Annotated in this window: 17 protein-coding genes; 8 read left to right on the top strand and 9 right to left on the bottom strand. The window is 60.7% G+C overall.

Translation table 11 applies throughout. From position 1 onward, the window contains the following. The first annotated feature begins 98 nt into the window (after positions 1-98). From tatC to NW852_RS01880, 6 genes are all read left to right on the top strand, one after another. The gene (gene tatC / locus NW852_RS01855) at positions 99-881 is read left to right on the top strand and encodes a twin-arginine translocase subunit TatC (protein ID WP_414363854.1); all 783 of its coding nucleotides are present in this window, start codon (positions 99-101) and stop codon (positions 879-881) included. A gap of 13 nt (positions 882-894) precedes the next feature. Then, positions 895-1,122: a hypothetical protein gene (locus tag NW852_RS01860; protein ID WP_414370722.1), complete on the top strand. Its 228-nt coding sequence runs from the start codon at positions 895-897 to the stop codon at positions 1,120-1,122. 8 nt (positions 1,123-1,130) lie between these two features. Beyond that, positions 1,131-2,471 (top strand): NAD(P)/FAD-dependent oxidoreductase, encoded by a 1,341-nt coding sequence (locus NW852_RS01865; RefSeq protein WP_414370720.1) that lies wholly within the window; start codon positions 1,131-1,133, stop codon positions 2,469-2,471. Positions 2,472-2,579: 108 nt separating this feature from the next. Next, complete coding sequence (locus tag NW852_RS01870) at positions 2,580-3,434, top strand: DUF2993 domain-containing protein (RefSeq protein WP_414385824.1); 855 nt, start codon at positions 2,580-2,582, stop codon at positions 3,432-3,434. Positions 3,435-3,603: 169 nt separating this feature from the next. Beyond that, positions 3,604-5,127, top strand: a complete 1,524-nt coding sequence (locus tag NW852_RS01875; protein ID WP_414363851.1) for a hypothetical protein — start codon at positions 3,604-3,606, stop codon at positions 5,125-5,127. A gap of 94 nt (positions 5,128-5,221) precedes the next feature. Then, positions 5,222-6,133 (top strand): methylenetetrahydrofolate reductase, encoded by a 912-nt coding sequence (locus NW852_RS01880; RefSeq protein ID WP_414363850.1) that lies wholly within the window; start codon positions 5,222-5,224, stop codon positions 6,131-6,133. Here NW852_RS01880 and dapB read toward each other — a convergent pair. The 6 genes from dapB to rpsL all read right to left on the bottom strand — a co-directional run bounded on the left by dapB (position 6,130) and on the right by rpsL (position 11,954). Next, positions 6,130-6,966, bottom strand: a complete 837-nt coding sequence (gene dapB, locus NW852_RS01885) for a 4-hydroxy-tetrahydrodipicolinate reductase (protein ID WP_414363875.1) — start codon at positions 6,964-6,966, stop codon at positions 6,130-6,132. The genes NW852_RS01880 and dapB overlap by 4 nt on opposite strands. A 91-nt stretch (positions 6,967-7,057) precedes the next feature. Continuing rightward, positions 7,058-7,375: a 30S ribosomal protein S10 gene (gene rpsJ, locus NW852_RS01890; protein ID WP_011430161.1), complete on the bottom strand. Its 318-nt coding sequence runs from the start codon at positions 7,373-7,375 to the stop codon at positions 7,058-7,060. A 93-nt stretch (positions 7,376-7,468) separates the two neighbouring features. After that, positions 7,469-8,698 (bottom strand): elongation factor Tu, encoded by a 1,230-nt coding sequence (gene tuf / locus NW852_RS01895; RefSeq protein WP_414363849.1) that lies wholly within the window; start codon positions 8,696-8,698, stop codon positions 7,469-7,471. 22 nt (positions 8,699-8,720) lie between these two features. Then, positions 8,721-10,853: an elongation factor G gene (gene fusA / locus NW852_RS01900; protein WP_414363848.1), complete on the bottom strand. Its 2,133-nt coding sequence runs from the start codon at positions 10,851-10,853 to the stop codon at positions 8,721-8,723. Positions 10,854-11,010: 157 nt separating this feature from the next. Then, entirely contained in the window at positions 11,011-11,481 is a 471-nt protein-coding gene (gene rpsG / locus NW852_RS01905; protein WP_414363847.1) for a 30S ribosomal protein S7, read from the bottom strand. 65 nt (positions 11,482-11,546) lie between these two features. Next, complete coding sequence (rpsL, locus tag NW852_RS01910; protein WP_414363846.1) at positions 11,547-11,954, bottom strand: 30S ribosomal protein S12; 408 nt, start codon at positions 11,952-11,954, stop codon at positions 11,547-11,549. Positions 11,955-12,087: 133 nt separating this feature from the next. Between rpsL and NW852_RS01915 the strand changes: the two genes are divergently transcribed. Further along, a complete protein-coding gene (locus NW852_RS01915) occupies positions 12,088-12,789 on the top strand; it encodes a ComF family protein (RefSeq protein WP_414363845.1) in 702 nt (233 codons plus the stop codon). Here NW852_RS01915 and NW852_RS01920 read toward each other — a convergent pair whose 3' ends face one another. Beyond that, on the bottom strand, positions 12,790-13,728 hold the full coding sequence (locus NW852_RS01920; RefSeq protein WP_414363844.1) for a prohibitin family protein: 939 nt from the start codon (positions 13,726-13,728) through the stop codon (positions 12,790-12,792). A gap of 106 nt (positions 13,729-13,834) precedes the next feature. Next, positions 13,835-14,638 (bottom strand): prohibitin family protein, encoded by an 804-nt coding sequence (locus tag NW852_RS01925; protein ID WP_414338532.1) that lies wholly within the window; start codon positions 14,636-14,638, stop codon positions 13,835-13,837. A 236-nt stretch (positions 14,639-14,874) separates the two neighbouring features. On the opposite strand from NW852_RS01925, the gene NW852_RS01930 reads away from it, so the two are divergent. After that, entirely contained in the window at positions 14,875-15,156 is a 282-nt protein-coding gene (locus NW852_RS01930; RefSeq protein WP_414333483.1) for a hypothetical protein, read from the top strand. 20 nt (positions 15,157-15,176) lie between these two features. On the opposite strand, the gene NW852_RS01935 is transcribed toward NW852_RS01930, so the two are convergent. After that, positions 15,177-15,812 carry a 4Fe-4S single cluster domain-containing protein gene (locus NW852_RS01935; RefSeq protein ID WP_414363843.1) on the bottom strand — a complete coding sequence of 212 codons (636 nt, stop codon included), beginning with the start codon at positions 15,810-15,812 and terminating at the stop codon, positions 15,177-15,179. Positions 15,813-15,899: the final 87 nt, after the last annotated feature.

Raw genomic sequence — 15,899 nt, forward strand, 5'->3', positions numbered from 1 at the left:
GAGCATCTTGGCAAGAGAAGCATGTAGTGGGCGGGCGCTTTTCCTTGAGGGGGGGGCAGGGCTAAGATAGCGGGAAAGGTTTCGTTACCCGTCGGCCCATGACCCTTGCCTCTGAGACCGAATCCTCGCAGCAAGCTCCGTCAACGCCTGAGCCTGCTCGGGTGCCAGATCCGGAGTTTCCCTACGAGGTCGAGATGACCTTGATGGAGCATCTGGAGGAGTTGCGCAGCCGCCTCTTGGCCAGTGTAATTGCGGTGGCCTTATGTATCGTCGCCTGTTTTCTGGTGGTGAACCGCATCGTCGCCCTGCTGGAGGTGCCTGCTCAAGGGGTGACCTTCTTGCAACTGGCGCCGGGCGAGTATTTTTTCGTCTCTATGAAGGTGGCGGCCTATTCGGGGCTGCTCTTGGCCACGCCCTTTGTGCTTTACCAAATTGCCCGCTTTGTCTTGCCGGGGCTGAGCGTGAAGGAGCGCAGGCTGCTGGGGCCGGTGGTGTTGGGATCCAGCCTTTTGTTTGTGGCTGGCTTGGTCTTCGCCTATTACCTCCTCATTCCGGCGGCGCTCAACTTCTTCATTCGCTATGGCGAAGGGGTGGTGGATCAGGCTTGGTCCATCGACCGCTACTTTGAGTTTGTGCTGCTGCTGATGTTCAGCACTGGCTTGGCCTTTCAGGTGCCGATTTTGCAGGCGCTGCTGGGAGCCTTGGGTCTGGTAACTGCTGAGCAGATGTTCAAGGGTTGGCGCTATGTTGTCCTGGGTTCGGTGGTGGCGGGAGCCGTTCTCACGCCTTCGACGGATCCCCTCACCCAAAGTCTCTTGGCTGGCGCCGTGACGTTCCTGTACTTGTTCGGCATTCTGCTGGTGAAGCTACTTGGCAAATGACCCACGGCTGTAGGTGCTAGTTCTGGCCTCTGGATTTTCCGAGCCAAGGGTAGAGGTACTGCTTTCCGAGAGCTCTGAGCCGGAGGGCAAGGGCTGTCTGCGGGAAAAAGGAGCCTGGATATCTTTGCTTCTGACCATGGTGGCGGTGGTTTGGCTGGGATCCGCCCTGGCCTACGGGAGTACCCTCCGCGCCATCATCTCTGACCACCTGCTGAGCTGCTGCTTTTGTCTGATTGTATGATTTTTGGCTTGAAAACAACTCTTTATCCGGCCAGCACTTACGATCCCTCCTATCCGGTTGGCAGCTACTGGGACAGCACGATCGCGGATCCCAGTTGGCGATATCCGGCGCCTTTGCAAGGCTCAGTTGAGGCCGAGGTGGCTATCCTGGGGGGAGGATTGACGGGGCTGTCGACGGCCCTGCACCTGGCCCGCGATCACGGTATCTCGGCCTGTCTGCTGGAGGCGGGATCCCTCGGCTGGGGGGCCTCGGGGCGCAACGGCGGTTTCTGCGGCGTGGGGGCGAGCTACCTTACCCACACCCAGATGGTACGGCGGATAGGCCTGGCAGAGACGGAGCGCTACTACCGGGATCAGCGGCAGGCAGTAGAAACCGTCCAAGAGCTGGCTACTACCGAGGGCTTTTCCCTAGATGCCCAGGGTCAAGGTTGGTACGCGGTGGCCCACCGCCCCAGCGCTTGGCGGGAATTGGAGGCCGAGTACCAAATCTACACCCAGGTGGCCGGCTACCCGGCCCAGCTCCTCAGTCCCAAGGAGCTGCGAGAACGGGGCTTCGATAGCCAAGAGAACCATGGCGCTCTGCACATCGGAGTGGGGTTTGGCCTCAACCCCCTCAAGCTTATCCAAGGGCTAGCCCAGGCAGCTCAAAGGTGGGGGGCGCGATTGCACAGCGCCAGCCCTGTTGTCGCTTGGGAAAAGACGGGATCCCAACACTTCTGCCATACGCCGGGGGGAACGGTGCGGGCGCGGCACCTGGTTATCGCCACCAATGGCTACACTCCAGGGGCTCTGTATCCCCAACTGGCGGGATCCCTCCTGCCGGTGCTTTCCAACATTCTGGTCACCCGGCCTCTGACGCCTGCAGAGCGAAGGGCTCAGGGCTGGTGGGATCCGACGCCAATCTACGACACACGACGGCTGCTGTTCTACTACCGTCTCCTGCCGGACGGGCGCCTGCTGTTTGGGGGGCGGGGCGGCACCCGCAATACTCCGGCAGAACGACAGCGCCTGCAGGCTTGGATGACTCGGCAGCTTTACCGTCTCTTTCCCGCCTGGGAGGGGGTGGAGATCGAGTACGCTTGGAACGGCCTGGTCTGCCTTTCGCGGCAGCTTCACCCCCATATCGGTTCTTCGCCGACGGATTCCAGCTTGTGGTATGGCCTGGCCTACCATGGCAGCGGCGTGGCCACAGCGGTGTGGGCGGGCAAAATCCTAGCCCAGGAGGTGGCCAGCGTCCGACCCCAGATTAGCGCCCTCTTTCGCCAGCCGCCGCGCGTTTTCCCTTTCCCCTGGCTGCGGCTTCACTACCTGCGGCTGGGGTATCTTTGGTGGCAGTTGACGGATGGGTAGCTCCTCCAAGTGTGCGGGGGATCCCTCTGTTCGGTGGAGCAGTCCTGCCTTAGCCTAGTCATAGTTTGGCCAGAGAAATGTTGCCTGTCGTCGCTCCTGAGGTACCCCGTGCTGTTCCCGTCTTGCCGTCGGCCTGCCCCGGATCCCTCTTCTCTTGCAGCCCGTCGCCGCCAGCGGCTCTCGCCAGCAGGGCAGCGGCTAGGATTGGCACTGCTGCTTGGCTTGCCCACTATGTTTTGGCCTTGGCCCGGATTTGCCCAGATTGCCGGATCCCTGCTCAGCCCTTTGGTGGCCGCCTGGATTCGCTCTGAGGTGCAGCAGGTCGACAACTTGCAGGTGCAGATCGCCGGTTCCGACGCCCAGATTTTGAACGGCCAGATCCCCCAGGCCCAGGTGTCGGGAGACAACCTTATCTATCAGGGATTCCAGGTCAGCCACCTGCGGCTGCAGGGCCAGGATATTCGCCTCAATGTAGGGGAAGCCATCCAAGGACGTAGCCCCCTGCAACTGTTGGCGCCCGTGCCGGTGCAGGTGAGCTTGCGCCTCACCGAAGACGATCTTAACCGCACCCTTCAGGCTCCCCTCATCCAGTCTCAACTGGCCCAGGCACAGGTGCAACTGCCCTTTGGAGGTCAAGCGGTGCCCTTCTTGATCCGCCAGCCCCAGGTCACCTTGGAGCAAAATCGGCTGCGCATCCAGGCCCAATTGGTGACTCCCGAGGGGGTGGAGGTGCCGGTTACGGTGCTAACCGGGCTACAGGCCCAGGGCCCCAACCAGTTGCGGCTGGTCAATCCCCTGTGGGTGAGCGAAGGGCAGGAGATCCCCATCCCCGGCCTGGCGGATTTTCCCATTCAGTTGGATCCAGGCGTGCGCATCGATCGCCTGGAGTTGCAGCCCGGCCAAATCCTCTACGAGGGAATGTTGGTCATCTACCCGGAAGCGGCGGCAGTGCCGCAGGGGTAGCCGGCTGTTGCCGGAGCTCAACCCCTTGAGCTCGCCTTTGGGCGGTGCCGGCGGGCTCTGCTGTGGCCAAGTTGTGATCGGGATCAAACCCAAGGCTGAGGCTGCTGGGCGAGAATCCCTCTAGCCGCTGCCAAGCGGACGCGGAGGGGTGGTGTATTGAGGTGAGTTCATGGTTTGGGGATCGCCGCCGCTACAACCCAGCGTTAGGCCCCTGCTCCTAGGGACTCTGCCGCTAATCCTGTCGCTGGTGTTGCTGGGGGGATGTTCCAGCGACGCATTCTCCACGGTGCCCCTAGATGGCACGGCTGCCGGCACACGCACGGCTACACCCCCAGGGCGAACTTTCTCCGATATTCCACCCGGCCGGGATCCCCGCTTGAAGCACCTTTGGGCCAGCTTTGTGATCACATCTGAGCAGTTGCAATCCGCCCGCAAGGCTCCCATCGCTCTCCACCCGCAGGCTCTCCTTCCCTGCACCGACTGCGAGAGCTTGGCAGAGCAGCCGGGGGGATCCCCGCTCCCCACCCCTTCCTCCCCCGCCGTGGGCACCTATCGGCCTGACCAGCTCACGCTCTCTTTCCGAGTTGAGCCCCACAAGACCTTTACCCGCCTCAGCGGCAGCTTTCACCTGGATACCACCACGCCTCTGATTCACCCTGGCGAGGGGGTGCGCCTAGCCGTCCAAAAAGCCTTCTTAGGGGAAGAGGCTCTCGAGCCGCTGCCGCCCCCTCAGGACTTCTATGCCCGCCAGATTACTCAAGGTCGGTTCGAGGAGCGCACGTGGAGTTTCCCTTTCTCCCTACCGGAGGCCGACGCCCCTGCCCCCTCACCGTCTCTGCGGCTGCAGGTTGTCCTCACCTCCCCCATCCCGCCCGATTCTGCCCCTTTTCAGCGGGGCAGGCCGCTGCCGCCCCCCACGGGCCGGCTGTATCATGGGGTCATTTGGTCGGGCATGCCAACTTGGGAGCAGCTCTTGTCCTATCGCCAGGCCATCGGCCAGCCCCCTGCCTGGGCAGCGGTGGAGCACCTCTGGGATCCGCGGCAGGATTTTCCCCAGCCCCTGGCCAATCGGCTGCGGGAGAGCGGCTCCGTTCCCTACCTGCGCCTGCGGCTGCAGCCGGCCCACCTCTCTTCCCTGGCTGCGGGCGAACAGGATGAGACCTTGCGCTCTTGGGCCCGGGGCATCCAGCGCTTTGCTACCCCGATTATCCTGGCCATAGCTGCTGGGGACGGGGATACCGAGCTGCAACGACGGGCCTACCGTCACCTGATACAAACCCTGCGCTCTGATGCCAATTTGCTCTGGGTTCTAGAGCTGGAGGGAGCGGATAACGAGGCAGCGTCTGCCTGGGCCGCCTTGCCAGGGGTGGACTGGCTGAGCCTGGAGGTGAAGGGGGATCCTGAGGCTTTTGAAGCATTCTACCGTCGCCTTGTGGCCTTTAACCCCCAGTTGCCCCTGATTCTCAGCGGCCTGCCCCCCGACGCAGAAGCTGCCCAGTCCTTTTTGGAAGGCTTGGAAGCCCGGCGGTGGCCCCAGGTGATTGGCTGGAGCTGGGCCCTGGGTCCGCAGGGGATCCCGCCCGCGGCGGCGACAAACTGGCAGCAGCGTTTGCACCAAGGGGATCCCCCCCTCTGGCTGGGAGAAATGCGGGTGCAACCCCTGCCCAGCCCTTCGCCCTCAGCCAAGCCCTGAGAAAAGATGGAGCAGCGCCTCGGCTGGAAAAACCCTCCCAAAACAGTCGATAATAGGCCAACCCACTGCTTTTTCTTTCGGTCTTCCCAGAATTGTGGCCCTGACCTGCTCACCGCCGTCGCGCTTTGCCCAAGCCATCCAGCGGGGGGAATTTCTGCTCACGGCTGAGATCACCCCCCCCAAGGGATCCGACACCAGCACCTTGCTGTCTCTTGCCCAGCAGCTCAAGGGTCGGGTGCATGCCATCAACGTCACGGACTCCAACCGCGCCATGGCCCGCATGAGCCCCCTGGCCGCCTCACTGCTGTTGCATCAGGCGGGCATTGAGCCCATCCTGCAACTGGCCTGTCGGGATCGCAACCGCTTGGCTCTGCAAGGAGATCTGTTGGGAGCTTCCGCCCTCGGCCTGCGCAACGTGTTGGCCCTCACCGGGGATCCCATCCACATCGGCGATTGTCCCGACGCCCGCCCGGTCTTTGACCTGGAATCGGTGCGCCTGCTGCAGCTTATCCAACGCCTCAACAACGGCCTCGACTGCAACGGCAAGCCCCTCCCCGACGGCGGCACCTGCCTGTTCCCCGGAGCAGCGGTAGAACCCCAGTCCGGCAGCTTTTCCGGCCTGGAGCGGCGCTTCCACCGCAAGCTGGAGAACGGAGCCCAGTTTTTCCAAAGCCAGATGGTGACCGACTTCGAGCAACTGGAGCGTTTCATGGACAAGCTGGGCCGCCCCGCCGGCAAGCCTATCCTGGCGGGCATCTTCCTGCTCAAATCCGCCAAAAACGCCCTTTTCATCAACCGCAACTTGCCGGGGGTGCAGATCCCGGACGCCATCATCCAGCGGCTGGCCGATGCCCCCGATCCCCTGGCAGAAGGGATCCGCATTGCTGCCGAACAGGTGCGCCAGGCTCGCCAGATCTGTCACGGCGTACACCTCATGGCCGTCAAGGCCGAACACCTCATCCCGCACATCCTGGACGAGGCTGGGATCCCGCCCCTGAGCAGCTAGCTCAACACCTGCTCCAAGCCATAGACCAGCCCCTTGAGCTGCAGCACCTTGCGAATGCCCAGGATCACTCCCGGCATGAAAGCCACCCGATCCGTGATGTCGTGTCTCAAGGTCAACGTCTGCCCCATGCCGCCGAAGATTACCTCCTGGTGGGCGACTAGCCCCGGCAGGCGAACGCTGTGGATGGGGATATTGGGGCCGGGGATCCCTCCCCGCGAGCCGGGGAGCAGCTCCTTTTCTTCCACCTCGGGCGGGTTAAAGGCTTTGCCCAGTTGTCCCAGCCGTTGCGCTGTCTGTAGAGCCGTGCCGCTGGGGGCATCGGCTTTGCGGTTGTGGTGCAGCTCGACAATCTCCACGTGATCGAAATATTGGGCCGCCTGCAGAGCCATCTGCTGCAGCAGGATCATGCCGATGGCAAAGTTGGGCGCGATTAGACAGCCCACACCGGACTTGTCTGCCAGATCCCGCAGCCGCTCCACCTGCTCCGACGTCAGGCCCGTCGTCCCCACCACCGGCCGCACCCCAAAAGCAATGGCCGAGCGGACATTTTCATACACGGAGCGCGGATGGGTGAAGTCCACCATGACACCTCGGGTACTCCGCTGCGACAGCCGCAGCAACTGACCTGCCAGATCCTCGGTAATCTCTACTCCCAGGGATCCCAGGCCCAACACCTCACCAATGTCCGCGCCCAACTGGGAACGGGCCACCGCCCCCACCAACTTCATGTCGGGGGTTTGGGCCACCGCCCGCACCACCTCCCGCCCCATCTTGCCCAAAGCTCCCACCACCAAGACCGGGATGGGCTCAGGAGCCGCCGTCCCCTCACCAATGGCGGCGCCCTCTTCTCGTCCTTCTTGCTCGACCGCTGTTGTCACCACCTGCCCCCTTGCCTCACCTAGCGCTGGATCCCCAAGCGGAGCCTCACAATTTCACCTCGATGTCTACCCCTGCCGGCAGATCCAGCTTCATCAAAGCATCGATGGTTTTGGAAGAGGGGGAGTAGATGTCGATAATGCGGCGGTGGGTGCGAACTTCAAAATGTTCCCGCGAATCCTTATCCGTGTGGGGGGAACGCAGCACACAGTAGAGGCGACGCCGCGTCGGCAAAGGGATCGGGCCAACCGGCACAGCCTCCGTACGGCGGGCTGTGTCCACAATTTTGTCGCAGGAAGTATCCAGCAGCCGATGGTCGTAGGCCTTTAGGCGGATCCGAATTTTCTGTTGCGTCAAGGTAGCCATAGTCAGAGAGAAGGTAGGGTGTACTCAAAAAAATGGCAGGGATCGAGCTTGCCTGGAGTGACCAGCGCCCAATCCCTGCCAGGAGAAAGCCGCTTACTTCAGGATCTTAGAGACCACACCGGCCCCTACGGTACGACCGCCCTCGCGAATGGCAAAGCGCATCCCTTGCTCGATGGCGATGGGCTGGATCAGCTCTACCGTCATCCTGACACGGTCGCCGGGCATCACCATCTCCGGCTTAGAGCCGTCGTCAGCCGTGAAGGAAGTGATGGTGCCGGTGACGTCGGTGGTACGCACGTAGAACTGAGGACGATAGCCAGCGAAGAAGGGAGTGTGACGTCCGCCCTCTTCCTTCTTGAGGACGTAAACCTCCGACTCGAACTGGGTGTGAGGAGTAATGGTCTTGGGCTTGGCCAGCACCATACCCCGCTCCACCTCGTTCTTCTGAATACCCCGCAGCAGCACGCCGACGTTGTCGCCAGCAATCCCCTCGTCCAGGGTCTTCTGGAACATCTCTAGACCGGTAACGGTGGTGGAACGGGTTTCTCGCAATCCCACCAGCTCCACGGTTTCGCCAACTTTGATGCGGCCCCGCTCGATCCGGCCCGTCGCCACCGTACCGCGACCGGTGATCGAGAAAACATCTTCCACTGCCATCAGGAAGGGCTTGTCTACATCCCGCTCCGGCGTCGGAATGTAGGAGTCCACCGCATCCATCAGCTCGTAGATCTTGTCCACCCAGGGATCCTCACCCCGCTGGGTTTTGGGGTTGGCCTGCATCCTTTCCAGAGCCTTGAGAGCGGATCCCCTGACAATTGGGATTTCGTCGCCGGGGAAGTCGTACTTGGAGAGAAGCTCCCGCACCTCCAGCTCCACCAGCTCCAGCAGCTCCTCGTCGTCCACCATGTCCACCTTGTTGAGGAAGACCACCAAGCTGGGTACCCCCACCTGACGGGCCAACAGGATGTGCTCCCGCGTCTGCGGCATTGGCCCATCGGCCGCCGAGACCACCAGGATGGCCCCGTCCATCTGGGCTGCGCCCGTGATCATGTTTTTCACGTAGTCAGCGTGGCCGGGGCAGTCCACGTGGGCGTAGTGACGCTTCTCCGTCTGGTACTCCACGTGGGCAGTATTGATGGTAATACCGCGGGCTCTCTCCTCTGGCGCCGCGTCGATCTCGTCATACCGCTTGGCTGTGGCCTGACCCAAAGCAGCCAAGGTCATAGTAATGGCGGCGGTCAACGTCGTCTTACCGTGGTCGACGTGGCCAATGGTGCCAACGTTGACGTGCGGCTTGGTACGTTCAAACTTAGCGCGTGCCATGAATCGTCACTTCCTTTTAATTTCAGTTGGTTACTCCACTTCCTTTGCTTTTGGCGATGATGGCTTCGGCAATACTGCGAGGAACTTCCTCGTAGTGGCTGAACTCCATCGTAAAGATGCCCCGCCCTTGGGTTTTGGAGCGGATGTCGGTGGCATATCCAAACATCTCCGCCAAGGGAACCTTGGCATTGACCTTGGAGATGCCACCCTCTGTACTCATCCCCTCCATCTGGCCGCGACGGGCGTTGATGTCTCCAATAACATCCCCGACAAAGGCTTCGGGAACTTCCACCTCCACCTTCATCATTGGCTCCAGCAGGACGGGGTTGGCTCTGCGAGCAGCCTCCTTCAGCGCCATCGAGCCGGCGATCTTGAAGGCCATTTCGCTGGAGTCCACCTCGTGGTAGGAGCCGTCCACCAGGGTGACGCGAATATCGATCAGAGGATAGCCAGCCAAGACCCCGGACTCGCAGGCTTCGCGGATCCCTTGCTCGGCAGGCGGAATGTACTCTTTGGGGATGACACCACCCACAATTTTGGAGACAAACTCGAACCCCGTACCCGGTTCTGCTGGCTCCAGGTCGATGACCACATGGCCGTACTGGCCGCGGCCGCCAGTCTGGCGGATGAACTTTCCTTCCACGCGGCTAACTGGCTTGCGGATGGTTTCGCGGTAGGCCACTTGGGGGTTGCCCACGTTAGCTTCTACGTTGAACTCCCGCAGCATCCGATCCACCAGAATCTCCAGGTGGAGCTCGCCCATGCCGGAGATGATGGTTTGGTTGGTCTCTGGATCCACCGAGACGCGGAAGGTGGGATCCTCCTTGGCCAGGGCCTGCAGCGCTTTGGAGAGTTTGTCGATATCAGCCTTGGTCTTGGGCTCGACGGCCACGGAGATCACCGGCTCGGGGATATATAGGGACTCCAGGATTACCGGCGCGTTTTCGTCGCAGAGGGTGTCTCCGGTGGTGGTATCTTTCAGGCCCAACACAGCTCCCAGATCGCCTGCTCGCAGCTCATCTACATCTAGACGCTCGTCCGCTTTGAGCACCACCAGGCGGGAGATGCGCTCTTTTTTGTTTTTGGTGGAGTTGAGCACATAGGTGCCCTTGGTTAGCACCCCAGAGTAAACGCGGATAAAGGTGAGGTCTCCGTACTTGTCGCTCATCAGCTTGAAGGCCAGAGCGGAGAAGGGCTCGTCGTCGCTGGCCTTGCGCGACACCTCCGACCCGTCCGGCAGTACCCCCTTGATGGCGGGAATATCGATGGGAGAAGGGAGGTAGTCCACCACTGCGTCCAGGAGCATCTGCACACCCTTGTTCTTGAAGGCAGAGCCGCACAGCAGGGGCACAATTTGGCCGCTGATGGTGCCTTTGCGCAGACCAGCCATGAGGTCGGCTTCGCTCAGATCCTCCTCGGCAAAGTATTTCTCCATTAGGGCCTCGTCGGTCTCGGCCACCGCTTCCACCAGCTTGGCCCGGTATTCCGCCACCAGATCCTTCATCTCTTCGGGGATAGGGGCAGGGCGAATGTCCTTGCCGATCTCATCCATGTAGATATTGGCCTGCAGGCGCACCAGATCGACGATGCCGCGAAACTCGTCTTCGGCCCCGATGGGCAGTTGGATGGGCACGGCGTTGGCTTTGAGGCGCTCCCGAATCTGGTTATAAACCTTAAGGAAATTGGCCCCCATGCGATCCATCTTGTTGACGAAGGCGATGCGGGGCACGTTGTAGCGGTTGGCCTGCCGCCAGACGGTTTCCGACTGCGGCTGCACGCCCCCCACCGAGTCGAAGACGGCGATTACCCCGTCCAGCACCCGCATCGATCGCTCCACCTCGATGGTGAAGTCCACGTGCCCTGGCGTATCGATGATGTTGATGGTGTATTCCGGCGCGCCAGCGAGAGGTTGGGAGGGGTTTTTGGGATCCCGCTTGGTCCAACGGGTGGTGATGGCCGCGGCCGTGATGGTGATGCCCCGCTCCCGTTCCTGAGCCATCCAGTCGGTTACCGTGGTTCCCTCATGAACCTCGCCAATCTTGTGCACCAGACCGGAATAGAAGAGGATCCGCTCTGTGGTCGTGGTCTTGCCGGCATCGATGTGGGCCGCGATACCAATATTTCGAACTCGTTCCAGGGGAACTGTGCGTGCCACGTCAACCTCCCAATCCTCGTCGCCCTGCGACTCGGGCAAACTAAAAAAACCTTTACAATTCTAGTCTTTTTTTGCCCCTTCTCCTCCAGATCCAGCCCAGATCTCAGCAGATGGGAAGGGATCCCAGCAACATCCTCCTTCGCTCGGCCAGCAGGGCTCAGTAGCGGTAGTGGGCAAAGGCTTTGTTGGCCTCGGCCATGCGATGGACTTCTTCTCGCCGGCGGATGGCGTTGCCGGTTTCGTTGGCCGCATCCATAATCTCATTGGCTAACTTGGCAGACATGGTGCGCCCTGGACGGGTTCGGGAAAAGGTGACTAGCCAGCGCAGCGCCAACGAGGTTCCTCGCTCTGCTCTTACCTCCACAGGCACCTGATAGGTAGCGCCACCCACCCGCCGCGCTTTCACCTCCACCAAGGGGGTAGCGTTGCGAACAGCACTTTCCAGTACAGGTAGCGGATCCTGACCGGTGCGCTCTCGCACAATCTCTAGGGCGTCGTAGAGGATCCTGGCGGCAAGAGAAGCCTTGCCCCTCATCATCAACTTGCGGATCAGCATGGTAACCAAACGGCTCCCGTACTTGGGATCCGGGGGTACGTCACGACGAGGGGCACGGTTGCGGCGAGACATAGGAGCTGTGGAACTTGCTTAGAAGCTGAAGGCAGGATACAAAGGCTGACGTTTAGAGGAAGCTGTTATTTCTTCTTGCCAGTGGCGGCCGGCGCTTGGCCAGGCTTGGGCCGTTTTGCCCCGTATTTGGAGCGGCCTTGCTTGCGGTCTTTCACTCCTGCGGCGTCGAGCGTGCCCCGAATAATGTGATAGCGCACGCCAGGCAAGTCCTTGACCCGCCCGCCGCGAATCATAACCACCGAGTGCTCTTGTAGGTTGTGGCCAATGCCGGGGATGTAAGCAGTAACTTCAAAGCCAGAGGTGAGGCGAACCCGTGCCACCTTCCGCAAAGCCGAGTTGGGCTTCTTGGGCGTTGTCGTGTACACTCGGGTGCAAACTCCCCGCCGCTGCGGACATCCTTTCAGGGCAGGTGCCTTGGTCTTGCGAGTGGCAGCCTTGCGCTCTTCGCGAATGAGTTGCTGAATGGTGGGCATGGGTTGGCTACAAGGGCTAGTCTTGATGATTCAGCAGTACCTAATCCTAGCAAGCAGGGATCCCGCCGTCAACTTTGTCAGCTCTCTAGCCCTCCCCTTTCGGCTAGACTGAGGCTAGCCGTGGAACTTGGCCATGGAGTGGCTGGATTGGTGGATTGCGCTTCCCTGTCCGCTCTGCCAGCGCCCCGCTAGGGGTGTGTTTTGTCGAGATTGCCAGAGGCGGTTGCAGGCGGAGCGGCTCGACTCTTGGCCGGTCACCACTTCGCCTTGGCCGCTTTATGCTTGGGGGATCCACCGGGGAGCGCTGCGCAGGGCTCTCTATTGCCTGAAATATGAAGGACAGCGGCGCATAGGCACGGTTTTGGGGGAATGGCTGGGATCCCGTTGGCTCGAAAGCCGGCAACCCTCTTCAGGCTCTCGTAGGGCCTACGGCTCGGACTATACGGTCGTCCCCATCCCGCTGCATGCGGAGCGCCTGCGGCAACGGGGCTACAATCAGGCGGCCCTGATTAGCCAAGCCTTTTGTGAGCGGACGGGTCTAAGACATTTACCTGAAGCTTTGGTGCGGGTGCGGGCCACGGCGGCCCAATATGAGCTCAACCCGCTGCAACGCCAGCAAAATCTGGCAGGCGCCTTTGCCCTCCAGCACGCTCCCGCCACCCCAGTTCTGTTGGTGGATGACATCTACACCACCGGCTCCACCGTTCAAGCAGCGCAGCAGGTCTTGGTTGCCGCTGGGATCCCGGTGGCCGGGGTGATTGTTGTGGCCAAGGCGCAGCCGGCTGCCCACCACCCCACCCTGCCTTGGGAGCTCCGACGGGGTGGCCAGGCCTGACTATTGGGCCTGTTGCGCGGCTGCCTGTCGGGGATCCACGTTGAGGAACACGGTGGCATCCCCCTCGACGCGAATGATGCGCAGAGGTGGCAGTGAGTCCGCCGGGTTTTGGATGCGCTCCTGCAGCTTTTCGTAAAACAGCAGATCCGCCAGTTGCGCGTTTTCCGCTGCCGCCTGTCCCTTTAGCTCGATGGCCCGCTGGTTGGCTGCCGCTAGGATCAACAGCCGCTCGGTTTCTTTTTGTTGAATTTGCGCCCGCACTGCTGCTGTTTGTGCCGTAATCGAGGCCACCTGTTTGCGTTCAATGGAATCTCGCAGGGCTTGTGGAAAATCGGGGTTGCCCAGAAAGAGGCCCTCTACCTGGATCAGGGGCAGGGCTTGGCCATCGCGGTTGACGGTGGGCATCTCTTGGCGGATCAAGTCCAGGGCCCGCTGCTCGATGGCTGTGCGCTGGCTTTTGCGGTAAAAATCTTCGGAATCGAAAGAAGCAGAGATATCGCGGATCTTGGAGCGCACCACCGGCACCACCACTGTGGAAAGATACTTCTCGCCGATGGTGGCGTGCAGCTCGTCCAAAGTGGCAAGGTTGGGCTTGAGGGCAATGGCCACATCGACGGCAAAGGCCTGCCCGTCCGCCGTGTTTACTGCAATGGCATTGCTGATGGCATTGGCCGAGTGGGGGTCGTTGGTAAACTCCCAAACGCGGGTGAGCACGCTGTAGGTGATTGGCGTCTCGATCCCCGGGATCCGGAACATCACTCCCGGCAATTCTACCCGCCCCTTTTGCAACCCAGAAAGGGTATTAAACACCACCGTGGCATGGCCGGGCAAAGTGACATACAGGCAGGCGCGGAGCATCCCCAAAGCTGCCAAGAGGGCAATCCCGCCCAAAGTTAGCCAACCAACTTTACTCTGGTGTGCTTCTTCTGTTGAATACATAGTGGCTGATCCCGTTTTGAGGTCTGAGGGAAGAGCTGGAGCAGATGGGGCCAGGCCCGAAAACTGTTCGCGTCAGCGGGACGGAGTCCTTTTTCTATTAGGTTTTCTATTTGGTTATCAAAGTTTCCAGCCGGGATCCCAGAACCGAGGCTTTCACCACCTCTAGGTACTTGGGATTCTGGGTGAGGGCCTGGGCCTTGGCTCGCAATTGGCCGGCTTCTGCCTCGGCTTGAGCAATGATGCTGCGGGCATCTTGGCGCGCCTGCTCGATCTCAAATTGTTTTTGCGCCAGTTGGTTTTCGGCGATAGTTTTTGCTTCAATAGCGGCTACAAAATCGGGATCGAAATCCACATCCCGCAGCAGAAAGTCCAAAACCTCGATGCCGTATTCCTTCAGCAAAAGGGCCACCCGTTCGCGAATTTGTCCTTGAAGCAGCGGGCGTTCGGTGGAATAGAGAGCTTGGGCGGAAAAGCCGCTGGTCTCATTCAAGATGACCGACCGGACGATGGGGGCGATGCGATCCAAGTAGTTCTCCCCCAGTTGGGTGTAGACCTTGGGGGCATCGAGAATACGAAATTGCAGCGTCGCTTCAGCCGCAATCTGCTGCCCATCCTGAGAGAGGGCCACCAGCCGCGGCGCATAAGCAGTCGGGTCGTTGTCCTTCCAGGTCAGAGCCTGAGTTTTTACGTCGAAGGTAACGGTGCGCGAGACAAAAGGCGGCACCCAATGCAGCCCTGGCTGCAAAGCAGTCGGACTCACTCCCCCACCCCAGGTAAACAGCACCATATTCTCACCGTTGCCCACCAAGCGCAGCGGCCTGCCCGCCGCCACCAGGATCAACGCCACTCCCACAAGGGTAGCTTTGGGCAACCAGCGACCCACCCGGCTTTCCCAACCTTCTGCTCGCATCTCTCCATCTCCTGCCAATGCAGCCATTCTCGCGGCTGTGAGAAGGTCGAGCTGAGAAACGGCTGCTATCTTTTAAGCTTTCTGCAGGGATCCCCGTCCTTTTTCTCAGACCCCCAGATGATGTTACTCGGTATCAAAAAGTTTACAAAAGATCACTTCACAATTCGCAAAGACCCAGGATAAGCCGGCAAAAAGGGAAGAAGATTAAAACATAATAAAGATTTGGGTTGCCGTTCATGCTGCCTACTATCGATTACGAGCGGCGAGATATCCAGGTGCCACCCTCCTGCATTGCCGTTGCAGCTCGGGCCTTGATCCGGCAGGGGGTATCCGTCTGCTGGCGGGAAGAAAGTCTGTCTGCCCTGATTCGTCTGGGATCCAAAGGAGCTGGCGATCGAGCTGCCATTTTGCTGGTGGAAATGAGCCTCATGGGCCAGCCGGAGGAGCTGAAAAACTGGCTGGAGATGTGCTGGCAACTGCCCGCCTATCGCCGCGAGCCGTTGCGGGTGGGGGGATAGGGGATCCCTGGGGAGGCGCGCTAGCCTCGCTCGGACTCGTCGAAGAGAAACTGCCCGCCGTAGCCGGTGACGATGCGGGTTCCATCTTTGAGGATATGGATTTCCACCTGGTCGCTGGCCCAATTCAGTTGGTTTTCCAAGGCAGGGTTAAAGACATGTACCCGCTGGTTGCGGGAAGAGACCAGCGAGTGGGGGGAGCGAATGGCCTGGGATTGCAGATAGGGCCCGTCCACCAAAATATCCAGCTCCTGCAACAGCTCTTGGGCGCCGGGGGGAGCCTGGGGGGATCGCAACTCTTCCAGCGTGAATCCACTGAAGGCCATCGCCGTTAGCCCTTTCGCCTTCAGGAGCCGCGCCAAGCTGGCCAGGGCGGGAGCCTGCCAGAAGGGCTCCCCTCCTGAGAAGGTCACTCCCTCGTTTCTGGGGTTACTGAGGATTTGCTCGGCCAGATCGGTGATCTTCACCAGTTGGTTGACCTCAAACGGCCAAGAAGCAGGGTTGAAGCAGCCCGGACACTCCCGCAGGCAGCCCTGCACCCAGACCACGGCGCGCCGGCCTGGCCCATTCACTTCCGATTCGTCCACATATCCCATCAGGTTGAGATAACCGGGAGGGATCCGCGCCTGAAAGTCCAGTGCGATCTTTGCCTTGGACATGGGTCACCTGCTGCAAAACGGCTTTGAGACTACTCTTAGCCTAGTGGGAAGCCGAACGCGAAAGCTGCAATCTTATAGTCATTTCAA

The organism is Synechococcus sp. H60.1 (genome assembly GCF_047462335.1).
In the GTDB taxonomy this organism is placed as follows: domain Bacteria; phylum Cyanobacteriota; class Cyanobacteriia; order Thermostichales; family Thermostichaceae; genus Thermostichus.